This is a genomic window from Pseudomonas sp. PA27(2017) (genome assembly GCF_001945445.1).
Classification (GTDB): Bacteria; Pseudomonadota; Gammaproteobacteria; order Pseudomonadales; family Pseudomonadaceae; genus Aquipseudomonas.
This window is the reverse complement of the sequence record NZ_MSXW01000018.1, coordinates 45,257-57,003: the sequence shown is the minus strand read 5'-3', so window position 1 is coordinate 57,003 and position 11,747 is coordinate 45,257. Positions and strand designations below refer to the sequence as shown.

The window sequence follows — 11,747 nt, the reverse complement described above, 5'->3', positions numbered from 1 at the left end:
TTATTCAAGTAACTTGAATAAAAGTACAAAAGCATGAAGCGTGCCAGCCAACTCGACCGGTAAATCCTGCGGATAAAGGCCTGTGGATAAAATATTCCGCACCCTTTATGGGCACCGACAGAAAACATGTTCCGCCCCGGTGCGCCAGCGAGCCAGCAGAAAAGCGCGAGCTGAAACAGGAAATATGTGAGCTTTACTCACCTGTTAAATCAAACTACTCGCTTTTCCAAGTGCCCTACTGGCGTTAGTCTGCATGCCATCAGCCTTTACGAGCAGCGCTCGGGCGGTATCTGCCGCCGGCCTCTGAATTCACAGGAGAATCCCATGACTTCACTACGCAACGGCCCAGACGCCACCGGCCTGTTCGGCGCGTTTGGCGGTCAATACGTCGCCGAGACGCTGATGCCGCTGATCCACGACCTGGCTGCCGAGTACGAAAAGGCCAAGGCCGATCCCGAGTTCGCCAAGGAGCTGGCCTACTTCCAGCGCGACTACGTGGGCCGCCCGAGCCCGCTGTACTTCGCCGAGCGGCTGACCGAGCATTGCGGCGGCGCGAAGATCTACCTGAAGCGCGAGGAGCTCAATCATACCGGCGCGCACAAGATCAATAACTGCATCGGCCAGATTCTGCTGGCCAAGCGCATGGGCAAGCAGCGCATCATCGCCGAGACCGGCGCCGGCATGCATGGCGTGGCCACCGCCACCGTCGCTGCGCGCTTCGGCCTGCAGTGCGTGATCTACATGGGCACCACCGATATCGATCGCCAGCAGGCCAACGTTTTCCGCATGCGCCTGCTCGGCGCCGAGGTGATTCCGGTCACCGCCGGCACCGGCACCCTGAAGGATGCGATGAACGAAGCCCTGCGCGACTGGGTGACCAACGTCGACAGCACCTTCTACATCATCGGCACCGTGGCTGGCCCGCACCCGTATCCGGCGATGGTGCGCGACTTCCAGGCCGTCATCGGCAAGGAAACCCGCGACCAGTTGCAGGAGCAGGAAGGCCGCCTGCCAGACTCGCTGGTCGCCTGCATCGGCGGCGGCTCCAACGCCATGGGCCTGTTCCACCCGTTCCTCGACGACAAGTCCGTGCAGATCATCGGCGTCGAAGCAGCCGGCCACGGCGTGGAAACCGGCAAGCATGCCGCCAGCCTGAACGGCGGCGTGCCTGGCGTGCTGCACGGCAACCGCACCTTCCTGCTGCAGGACGACGACGGCCAGATCATCGACGCCCACTCGATTTCCGCCGGCCTCGACTATCCCGGCATCGGCCCGGAACACGCCTGGTTGTTCGACATCGGTCGCGTCGAGTACACCTCGATCACCGACAAGGAGGCGCTCGCTGCCTTCCACCAGTGCTGCCGCCTGGAAGGCATCATCCCGGCGCTGGAGTCGTCCCACGCCCTGGCTGAAGTCTTCAAGCGCGCGCCGACCCTGCCCAAGGATCACCTGATGGTGGTCAACCTGTCGGGCCGCGGCGACAAGGACATGCAGACCGTCATGCACCACTTCGACGAACAGGAAGAACACATATGAGCCGCCTGCAGACGCGCTTCGCCGAGCTGAAAGAACAGAACCGCGCCGCCCTGGTGACCTTCGTCACCGCTGGCGACCCGAACTACGACGCCTCCCTGAAGATCCTCAAGGGCCTGCCCAAAGCCGGCGCCGACGTGATCGAGCTGGGCATGCCGTTCACCGACCCGATGGCCGATGGCCCGGCCATCCAGCTGGCCAACATCCGCGCCCTGGCCGCCAAGCAGAACCTGGCCAAGACGCTGCAGATGGTCCGTGAATTCCGCCAGGACGACAGCACCACGCCGCTGGTGCTTATGGGGTACTTCAACCCGATCCACAAGTACGGCGTCGAACGCTTCATTGGCGATGCCCAGAAGGCTGGCGTCGATGGCCTGATCGTGGTCGACCTGCCGCCGGAACATAACCGCGACCTGTGCGACCCGGCCCAGGCCGCAGGTATCGACTTCATTCGCCTGACCACGCCGACCACCGACGACAAGCGCCTGCCGACCGTGCTCGCCGGCAGCTCGGGCTTCGTCTACTACGTGTCGGTGGCCGGCGTTACCGGTGCCGGCTCGGCGACCGTGGAGCACGTGCAGGAAGCGGTCACCCGCCTGCGTCGCCACACCGACCTGCCGATCAGCATCGGCTTTGGCATCCGCACCCCGGAACATGCGGCGACCATCGCCCGCCTGGCCGACGGCGTGGTGGTTGGCTCGGCACTGATCGACCAGATCGCCAAGGCGGCCGGCAATGATCAGCAGGCCATCGACGGCGTGCTGGAGCTGTGCAGCCAACTGGCCGAAGGCGTCCGCAGCGCTCGCCGCTAAGCAACTCGCGCATAAAAAAACCGCTGCTCCGGTTACGGGCAGCGGTTTTTTATTGCCGGGCGTTATACCGGCGTCACTGCCTTGCCGTGCTTGAAGAAGCCGTCGAGGTTGGCGAAGAACAGGTCGGCCATGGCCTGGCGGGTTTCATGGGTGCCGCTGCCGATGTGCGGGGTGAGCACCACGTTGTCCAGCGCAAGCAGCTCGGCCGGCACCTGGGGCTCGTCGGCGAACACGTCGAGCGCCGCGCCGGCGATGGTGCCGTTCTGCAGCGCCTCGACCAGAGCCTGCTCGTCCACCACCGAGCCGCGGGCGATGTTCACCAGATAGCCCTCTGGGCCGAGGGCACGCAGTTGCTCGGCGCCGATCAGTTTGTCTGTCGAGCTGCCACCGGGCACCACCAGCACCGCGTAGTCGGCGGCTTCCAGCAGCCCCTCCAGGGTTTCGTGATAAGCATAGTCGACGTCATCGCGGCGCCGGCGATTGTGATAGGCGACGGTCATGCCGAACGCTTCAACTCGCTTGGCGATCGCCCGGCCGATATTGCCCATGCCAACGATGCCGCACACCTTGCCGCCGATGCTGCCGGCCAGCGGAAAGCGGCCGCTCTGCCACTCACCCGCCCGTACGAAGCGATCAGCCTCGCTGATCCGACGCCCTACATCGAGCAGAATCGCCACCGCCGTATCGGCGACGCAGTTGTCCAGCACGCCCGGCGTATTGGTCACGGTAACGCCACGTTTCTTTGCCGTATCGACGGCAATAGCGTCATACCCCACGCCGAAGCTGATGATCGCCTTGAGGTTCGGCAGGGCCTCGATGAGTTCGGCCTTGGCGCCGAACACGCCGCTGGTGGCGATGGCATCGATGCTGCCGGCGTTGGCTTGCAACCAGGCGGACGGGTCATCGACTTCCCAGAAACGATGGACGCGATACGACTGTTCGATACGGGCGACAAGCGCTGGCAGCAAAGGGCCGATCATCAGCAATTGCGCAGCGGGGGCGGGTGACGTCATGGGCTCTCCTGAAGGCGATACGGAGCGGGCACGCTGCATGGGGGCAGCAAGGTCTCCAGGAAACTAACACAAAGACATCATACATCCGCAACATCTGGAAACAGCTAGATAATCACCCCTGAACCCGCAGAAACCGCTGAAGCTCAGTGATTACAAGCCTTCATGCCGCTTATCGGCTAACCGGCGGTGATTCTCATTGCTACTTTGCAACAAAGTAATTTGTATGATGTCGTATCTCACAGCGTGCTACTCCCAACAAAAACAACGATAGAGGCTCCTCCCATGGCTCGTACCGACGTTGCCGACAAAGGCGTGTCCGCAAGCTCCTCAAGCAATCCCCTCAGCAGAATGGCCAAACTGCTCGGCCCCGGCATCATCGCGGTGCTTTCCTGGCTGGGCGCTGGCGACCTGATCACTTCGTCCGTCGCCGGCGCCAACTATGGCTACGCGATGATGTGGGTATTGGCGGTTTCGCTGCTGCTGCGCTTTCTGATCGTCAACATCATCGCCCGCTTCCAGTTGTGCAATAACCAGGGCATGTCCATCCTCGGTGGCTACGCGCAACTGCACCCGAGTTTCGCCTGGTTCCTGTTCGGCTACGCGCTGTTCATGGGCCACCTGATGAACGCCTACATGATCAAGGGCGCTGGCGAGGCGCTGTCCACGCTGCTGCACCTCAACCAGCCGCTGCTGTGCTCCTTCGCCGTGGTGCTCGGTGTCTGGCTGCTGGTCGGCCGCAGCATCTACAGCCTCATCGAGGGCGTGATGAAGGTGCTGCTGGCGATCATGACCCTGGCGTTCCTGTCCCTGGCGGTGATGTCCGGCCCGGACCTGGGCGGCATCGTTTCCGGCACCTTCGGTTTCAGCATTCCGAAGGACGAAGGCGTGCATGGCGCGCTGTTGGTCGCCGTGTCGGTCATTGGCGCCGTCGCCGGCTCGATCGCCAACTTCGTGCATCCCTACGTGATGAAGCAGAAAGGCTGGACCGGCCCAGAGCACAAGCGCATCCAGCGCAACGACCTGCTGTTCGCGGTGTTCGTCGGTATCGTCATCAACCTGGCGATCTGGGTAGTAGGTGCGGAAATCCTGCGCCCCAATGGCCTGAAGGTGGAAACCCTCGATGACCTGGGCGCCGCCCTGCAGATGTTCTTTGGCCCAGGCGGCTGGTACATCTTCTTCATCGGCGTGTTCGCCACGCTGTTCGCCAGCGTCGTGGGCAAGACCACCGCGTTCCCGATGCTGATCACCGATGCCTTGCACCACATCCAGCCCAAGCGCCGCCAGCAGTATGGCGAGACTCCGCAGCAAGACCCGCTGCACAAGTGGTTCCTGCTGTTCATTCTGGTCACCCCGCTGATCTGGTCGCTGCCGGGCATGCCGGACTTCGTGACCCTGACCATTGCGGTCAACGCACTGAACATCGTCGGCCTGCCGATCATTTCCCTCGGCCTGCTGATCATGTCCAACCAGAAGAAACTGCTCGGCCAGTACTGCAACAACTGGTTCGAAAACCTGGCCCTCGGTGCCGCGACTGTCCTGGCGGTGTGGGTTGCCATCCAACTCGGCATGCAGATGCTGGCCTGACGTCAACAGCCCCTAGCAACTTGCCTTGAGTGACTCGAGGCCCTGCACGCGGCCAAGCCGCTCCCCCGCATTGCCGAGTGGGGGTAGCGCTTGAGCCGCGTTTTTTTGCGCTGGCGAAGTGGTCAGTAACCCACGGTAAAGCGCTGGCGCGAGTGCTGGGGTTCTTCCAGCTCGTCGACCAGGGCGATGGCGTAATCCTCCATCGAGATAGCGCTGCTGCCGTTGGCATCGACCAGTAGGCTGTCCTTACCGATGCGGAAACGCCCGGTGCGCGGGCCCGGCTCGAACAGCGCCGAGGGCGACAGGAAGGTCCAGTCCAGCTCTTTCTCGCCACGCAGCACGTTGAGGAAATCACGCCCACCACCCGCCTCGCCCTTATAGGCAGCAGGAAACTCCGGCGTATCGATAAGCTGGATACCTGGTGCCACCTCCAGGCTACCGGCACCACCGACCACCAGCAGACGCGGCACACCCGCCGCTTTCACCGCGCCGATCAGGCTGGCCGCATCACTGCCGACGAAGCGCGTGGTGCTGATCACCGCATCATGGCCCCGGAGTAGCGGCACCAGACGCTCGACATCGGCCACATCCGCGCTGGCCAGGGTCAGGCCATCCTGGGCGGGCACCGCGCTGACATCGCGGGCGATCCCGGTGACCTTGTGGCCACGCTGCAGCAGTTCATGACGCAGACGCGAACCGGCACGGCCGCTGATACCCAGAATGACGACGTTCATGTGAGGCTCCACTGTGACAGGCAAGTAGGCATCGGCCAGCCGACGGCGGTTGCCGCTGGTGCCGATAGACGAGCCATGAGCTTAACCACCTGCAGCGCCACAAAAAGCCGCATAATCACCACAACACAGTTGCATGAAACAGGCGAATCATGGACAGACTCACGGCAACCCGCGTTTTCGTCGAAGTGGTGGATCGCGGCAGCCAGACCGCGGCAGCCGAGCACCTGGATCTGTCCCGGGCCATGGTTTCGCGCTACTTGGCCGAGCTAGAGGACTGGGTCGGCGCACGGCTGCTGCATCGCACCACGCGCAAGCTGAGCCTGACCCAGGTGGGCAACGAACTGCTGCCGCACTGTCGGGAAATGCTGCACACCGCCGAGATGATGCAGGCCACCGGCATCAAGGCCACGGACGGCCCGAGCGGCAACCTGCGCATCGCAACCAGCCAGTCCTTCGCGCAAACCTGGCTGAGCCCGGTGCTGGTGGAATACCTGGCGCGCTATCCGAAAACCTCGGTGGATGTGCTGGTCGGCAGCCATGCCGTGAACCTGGTCGAGGAACGCATCGACCTGGCCCTGCGCATCACCAACCAGCTCGAACCCAACCAGGTCGCTCGCCACCTAGGCGACTGCCATTCGGTGGTATGCGCCGCCCCCGCCTACCTGGCCCGCGTCGGTACCCCAGCCCAGCCCCAGGAGCTGGCCGGGCACAACTGCCTGACCTACAGCTATTTCGGGCGCAGCCTGTGGCACTTCACGGGGCAGCAAGGGCCGCTGCAGGTGCCGGTGGACGGCAACCTGAGCAGCAACGACACCGCCGTGCTGCTGGAAGCGGCGATCAACGGCGGCGGCATCTGCCTGCAACCACTCTACGCTGCCGCACCGCTGCTGGAAGACGGGCGCCTGGTGCGCCTGCTGCCCGCCTGGCAACCGCAGTCGCTGGGTATCCACGCCATCTACGCCTCGCGCCGACAGATGCTGCCGGCGCTGCGCACCCTGCTCGACTTCATCGCCGAGCGCCTGGCAGCCGATCCACGCTGGCAGGTGAATTAGCCTACGATCTGGCAGGCGCGAACTCGCTCGCGCCTGCCAAAACTCGACTTACTGCGACGCCTGCAACTGACGCTGCGAGGCGCGCTGCTGCTTGTAGGCCAGGGCGGCGGGCGCCACCGGGGTGACCTTGCCGGTTTCCACCCACTTGCGCAGGCGGCTAGCATCGGCCATGTGGGTGTACTTGCCGAAGGCATCGAGCACCACGAAGGCCACCGGCTTGCCGGCCATGGTGGTGCGCATCACCAGGCAGTGGCCGGCGCTGTTGGTGAAGCCGGTCTTGGTCAGTTGCACGTCCCAGCCGGCCTTGCGGGTCAGGGCGTTGGTGTTGCGAAAGCCCAGGGTGTAGTTGGGCTTGCGGAAGGCCACGGTCTTTTCGCCCGTGGCGCTCAGTTCACCGATCAGCGGGTAGCTACGGGTTGCCTTGAGCAGCTTGACCAGGTCGTTGGCGGTGGAAACGTTGTGCTCGGACAGGCCGGTCGGCTCCACGTAGCGGGTCTGGGTCATGCCCAGGGCGCGGGCCTTGGCGTTCATGGCCGCGACGAAGGCGGTGACGCCGCCCGGATAATGATGCGCCAGGCTGGAGGCAGCGCGGTTCTCGGACGACATCAGGGTCAGCAGGAGCATTTCCCGGCGGCTGATCTCGCTGCCGATGCGCACGCGCGAATACACGCCGCGCATGTCGTGCACGTCACGGATGATTACCGGCAGTTGTTCGTTGAGCGGCAGCTTGGCGTCCAAGGTGACCATGGCGGTCATCAGTTTGGTGACCGAAGCGATGGGCACCACCATGTTGGGGTTACTGGAATACAGCACCTTATCGGTGGTCAGGTCGACCAGCAAGGCGCTGCCGGAGGCCAGCTCCTGCTTGGCGGGAGCGGCGGCTTCGGAGGCCAGAGGGGCGACGAGAAACAGGCAGGCCAGGGCGAGGCTGGCGAAGGGGCGACGAATATTCACGATGGCATTCACAAGGCAAGAGATGACTGGAAAGGCGCTCCATGCCGGTGAAGGAACTTCGTCCATGCCCTAATGGCAATAGGGTTTGAAAAACAGCTAATTGCATTCGCAATTGAAGGTGCGATGTTAGCACCCGTCAAGGCAGGTTCCTATTGTCCGATAAATGGATCAGGCCGTTGCCAGGCGCCGCCTGCCGAGACGATTGAGCCACAGCGATGCGAGGATGATCGCGCCGCCCATAGCAAGGCGCGGCAGGTCGGCGTCGCGGTTCCAGATCAGCAGGTTCACCACCAGGCCGGCCGGCACGTGCAACTCGTTCATCACCGCCAGGGTGCCCGCATCGACCTTGACGCTGCCCTTGACCCACCAGAACAGCCCCAGCGCCGTGGCGAAAAGGCCCATCCACAGCAGGATGCCCCACTGCAGCGCGGTGCTCGGCAGTTTGTCCGGGTTGCCGAACAGCAGGAACGAAGGCACCACCAGTACCAGCGCACCGAGAAAGAAATGCCCGAAGAAGCGGTGCAATGGCTGCTCGGTCGGGTAGCGCATGAGCAACTGGCGGCATAGCACCTGGCCCGCGGCGAAGGTCAGGTTGGCCAATTGCAGCAACAGGAAGCCGATCAGGTACTCGCCTTCCAGGCGCTCGAAGCGGATCACCACGCCGCCGCCGACCGCCACCAGCGCAGCGACCAGAGCCCAGGGGCTGAAGCGCCGCGCCAGGGCGTCGTCGAGCAGGGTCACGTAGATTGGCGTGAGCACGGTGAACAGCAGTACCTCGGGTACCGTCAGTACCTGGAAACTGCGGTACAGGCACAGGTAGGTGACGCCGAACTGCAGTGCGCCGGCCAGCCAGAAGCCGGCCAACAAACGCCGCGGCAGGCCACGCCAGAGCGTGAACGGAAGGAACACCAGCGCTGCAACCGCCACCCGCGCCAGCACGGCGAAGTCGCTGTCCACCCGACCGGCCAGGTATTCGCCGATCAGGCTGAAGGAAAACGCCCAGAGGACGGTGACGGCGAGCAGGTAAGGCATGGCGCGGGCTCTCGGAAAATCAGCCGCGGATCATACCTTGCCCGGGCCTGGGCGTCAGAGCTCGAAGGTCACCGGCCCGCCCGACAACACGGAAATATCCAGGGGCTGTGCAGCGCCCAGCCAGAAGGCGTGGTCGCGGTGGTCGATCAGGTCATCGCCGGTAATCGGGTGAACCAGTACCACCAGCTCGCCACGGTGGAGCATCAGCCAGGGAATCACTTCGCCGAACAGCTCGGCGCGCATCGCCAGCTGGCAACTCCACTGCGGGTGCGGGCCGACCCGTTTTTCGTGCATGCGCCCCATCTTCAGCGCGAAGCGGGCGGCGGCCGCTTCGCACAGCGCCCGGGCCTGGCTGATGCTGCTGGCATCGAAATACACGTGGGCATGGTAGCCGCGGATTCTGGTTTCGCTCATAGGGCAAGTCCTTTGGGGTCGATACCACCCGGCCGATCCGGCAGGGGTTCGCGCTGCAGTTCATCCTGCAGCCAGGCGACGAAATGCTCCACCAGGCGAATGCGCCGTTTGCGCTCGGGCAGCACCACGTAATAGCCGAAGCGCGAGGTGGCCGAGCGCGAATCGACCCGCACCAGCAGGCCCTGGCCGATCAATTCGTCGACCAGATGCCGCCAGCCGATGGCCACGCCGCGCCCGGCGATGGCCGCCTGGATCAGCAGCGTGTAGTTGTCGAAACGCAGGCTGCCGGGGCTGGGCATCTCGGCGATGCCCAGGGCGCGGAACAGGCCGCTCCAGTCGAACCAGCGCGAGCGGCTTTCCGGGCGCAGGTGCAGCAAGGGCAGGCGCGCCAGCAGCTCACCCGCAGAGGCCTCGACATCCTTGAGCAGCAGCGGGCTGCAGACGGCGAACACTTCCTCGCTGAACAGCAGGTGCTGCTCGCCGTGCTTGAAGCGCCCGTCACCAAAGGAGATGGCCACGTCGATATCCGCCGGCAGGCTGGCCAGGTCGCGCTCGCTGGTGACCAGGCTGACGTCCACGTCCGGGTACCTCTGGTGAAAACGCTGCAGGCGCGGCATCAGCCAGTAGGCAGCAAAGGCGAAATCGGTCGCCACCTGCAGCACCTCGTGCTGCTGGCGGCCGGCAACCGTCGTCAGCCCGGCGTCCATGGCCGCCAGGCCCTCCTGCACCGGCGGCAGCAGCGCCTCGCCGGCATCCGTCAGCACGATTCCGCGGTAGACGCGGTCGAACAGGCGGGTCGCCAATTGCGCCTCCAGCCGTTTGATCTGCTGGCTGATTGCCGGTTGGGTGCTGCCGAGCTCGGCCGCTGCGGCGGTGAAACTCAGGTGCCGCGCGGCCGACTCGAACACCCGCAGCGTGTCGAGCGATATGCCCTCGAGCGCTTCAAACATAAGCGCTGCTTATCCGAGCCATGTGCTGCATCCGGGTTTACCCCCGTTCATCGAGCCTTGATCATCGACTGATCAATTTCGCATAAAACAACGATATGGAATACGCCGCCATGAAACGCCCCAACATTCTCTTCATCATGGCCGACCAGATGGCCGCGCCGCTGCTACCCCTGCACGACGCCAACTCACCGATCAAGGTGCCGAACCTGCAGCGCCTGGCCGCCGAGGGCGTGCTGTTCGACTCTGCCTACTGCAACAGCCCGCTGTGCGCGCCGTCGCGCTTCACCCTGGTCAGCGGCCAGCTGCCCAGCCAGATCGGCGCCTATGACAACGCCGCCGACTTCCCCGCCGACGTGCCGACCTACGCCCACTACCTGCGCCGCCTCGGCTACCGCACGGCGCTGTCCGGCAAGATGCACTTCTGCGGCCCGGACCAGCTGCACGGCTACGAGGAACGCCTGACCAGCGATATCTACCCCGCCGACTACGGCTGGGCAGTGAATTGGGACGAACCCGAGGTACGCGCCAGCTGGTACCACAACATGTCCTCGGTGCTGCAGGCCGGCCCCTGTGTGCGCACCAATCAGCTCGACTTCGATGAAGAGGTGGTGTTCAAGGCCCAGCAGTACCTCTACGACCACGTGCGGGTGACGCCCGACCAGCCGTTCTGCCTGACCGTGTCGATGACCCACCCCCACGACCCGTACACCATCCCCGAGGAATACTGGAATCGCTACAGCGATGACGACATCCCCCTGCCCCGTCAGGTGATCGACCAGGCCGAACAGGATCCCCATTCCCAGCGCCTGCTCAAGGTGATCGACCTGTGGGACAAGCCGCTGCCCGAGCATAAGATCCGCGACGCACGGCGCGCCTACTTCGGCGCCTGCAGCTATATCGACGACAACATCGGCAAGCTGCTCAAGACGTTGAAGGACTGCAAGCTGGCCGACGACACCATCATCGTGTTCTCCGGCGACCACGGCGACATGCTTGGCGAGCGCGGCCTCTGGTACAAGATGCACTGGTTCGAGATGGCCGCCCGGGTGCCGCTGCTGGTGCATGCGCCAGCGCGCTTCGCGGCGCATCGGGTGAGGCAGTCGGTGTCCACCGTCGACCTTCTGCCGACGCTGGTGGAACTGGCCGGCGGCGAGGTAGATGCCGGCCTGGCCCTGGACGGTCGCTCGTTGCTGCCGCACTTGCAGGGCAATGGTGGCCACGATGAAGTGCTCGGCGAATACATGGCCGAAGGTACCACCAGCCCGCTGATGATGATTCGCCGCGGCGAATGGAAATTCGTCTACAGCGAGGAAGACCCGCTGCTGCTGTTCAACGTCGCCAACGACCCCCAGGAGCGCGAGAACCTCGCCGCCTCGCCGGATCACCGCGAGCAGGTCACCGCCTTTCTCGCCGAGGCGCGCAGCCGCTGGGACATGGCCGCCATCCACGGCGCCACCCTGGCCAGCCAGCGCCGTCGCCGCCTGGTCGCCGAGGCACTGACCAAGGGCCGCCTGAAGAGCTGGGACCACCAGCCGATGATCGATGCCAGCGAGCAATACATGCGCAATCACATCGACCTCGACGACCTGGAGCGCCGCGCCCGCTTTCCCCAACCGTGACGTCGCGCGCCGGGGCCAAAAAGCGGGAACCTGGCGCGCTCGCTTGCGTC

11 protein-coding genes are annotated in these 11,747 nt (G+C 64.3%); 5 read left to right on the top strand and 6 right to left on the bottom strand.

Features of this window, described 5'->3' with window-relative positions; genetic code table 11:
• Positions 1–324 precede the first annotated feature (324 nt).
• Both trpB and trpA read left to right on the top strand, forming a co-directional pair.
• Complete coding sequence (gene trpB, locus BVH06_RS09730; protein ID WP_075929833.1) at positions 325–1,536, top strand: tryptophan synthase subunit beta; 1,212 nt, start codon at positions 325–327, stop codon at positions 1,534–1,536.
• On the top strand, positions 1,533–2,345 hold the full coding sequence (gene trpA, locus BVH06_RS09725; protein WP_075933936.1) for a tryptophan synthase subunit alpha: 813 nt from the start codon (positions 1,533–1,535) through the stop codon (positions 2,343–2,345). Before trpB ends, trpA begins: the two co-directional genes overlap by 4 nt.
• Positions 2,346–2,407: 62 nt before the next feature.
• Here trpA and BVH06_RS09720 read toward each other — a convergent pair whose 3' ends face one another.
• On the bottom strand, positions 2,408–3,358 hold the full coding sequence (locus tag BVH06_RS09720) for a 2-hydroxyacid dehydrogenase (RefSeq protein ID WP_075933935.1): 951 nt from the start codon (positions 3,356–3,358) through the stop codon (positions 2,408–2,410).
• A 282-nt stretch (positions 3,359–3,640) separates the two neighbouring features.
• Between BVH06_RS09720 and BVH06_RS09715 the strand changes: the two genes are divergently transcribed.
• Positions 3,641–4,942 carry an Nramp family divalent metal transporter gene (locus BVH06_RS09715; RefSeq protein ID WP_075929836.1) on the top strand — a complete coding sequence of 434 codons (1,302 nt, stop codon included), beginning with the start codon at positions 3,641–3,643 and terminating at the stop codon, positions 4,940–4,942.
• A 122-nt stretch (positions 4,943–5,064) separates the two neighbouring features.
• On the opposite strand, the gene BVH06_RS09710 is transcribed toward BVH06_RS09715, so the two are convergent.
• Positions 5,065–5,676, bottom strand: coding sequence for an NAD(P)-dependent oxidoreductase (locus tag BVH06_RS09710; protein ID WP_075933934.1), 612 nt, complete (start codon positions 5,674–5,676; stop codon positions 5,065–5,067).
• A gap of 149 nt (positions 5,677–5,825) precedes the next feature.
• Here BVH06_RS09710 and BVH06_RS09705 point away from each other — a divergent pair, with 149 nt between their 5' ends.
• Positions 5,826–6,728 carry a LysR family transcriptional regulator gene (locus tag BVH06_RS09705; RefSeq protein WP_075933933.1) on the top strand — a complete coding sequence of 301 codons (903 nt, stop codon included), beginning with the start codon at positions 5,826–5,828 and terminating at the stop codon, positions 6,726–6,728.
• Between the two features lie 48 nt (positions 6,729–6,776).
• Here the strand turns inward: BVH06_RS09705 and pbpG are convergent, their stop codons facing one another.
• The 4 genes from pbpG to BVH06_RS09685 form a co-directional block, all read right to left on the bottom strand.
• Entirely contained in the window at positions 6,777–7,682 is a 906-nt protein-coding gene (gene pbpG, locus BVH06_RS09700) for a D-alanyl-D-alanine endopeptidase (RefSeq protein WP_075933955.1), read from the bottom strand.
• 168 nt (positions 7,683–7,850) lie between these two features.
• Positions 7,851–8,714 carry a carboxylate/amino acid/amine transporter gene (locus tag BVH06_RS09695; RefSeq protein ID WP_075933932.1) on the bottom strand — a complete coding sequence of 288 codons (864 nt, stop codon included), beginning with the start codon at positions 8,712–8,714 and terminating at the stop codon, positions 7,851–7,853.
• 54 nt (positions 8,715–8,768) lie between these two features.
• On the bottom strand, positions 8,769–9,128 hold the full coding sequence (locus tag BVH06_RS09690; RefSeq protein WP_075933931.1) for a DOPA 4,5-dioxygenase family protein: 360 nt from the start codon (positions 9,126–9,128) through the stop codon (positions 8,769–8,771).
• Positions 9,125–10,078, bottom strand: a complete 954-nt coding sequence (locus BVH06_RS09685) for a LysR substrate-binding domain-containing protein (RefSeq protein WP_075933930.1) — start codon at positions 10,076–10,078, stop codon at positions 9,125–9,127. The genes BVH06_RS09690 and BVH06_RS09685 overlap by 4 nt, the downstream gene beginning before the upstream one ends.
• A 110-nt stretch (positions 10,079–10,188) precedes the next feature.
• Here BVH06_RS09685 and betC point away from each other — a divergent pair, with 110 nt between their 5' ends.
• Positions 10,189–11,697 (top strand): choline-sulfatase, encoded by a 1,509-nt coding sequence (gene betC, locus BVH06_RS09680; RefSeq protein WP_075933929.1) that lies wholly within the window; start codon positions 10,189–10,191, stop codon positions 11,695–11,697.
• The last annotated feature ends 50 nt before the right edge of the window (positions 11,698–11,747 follow it).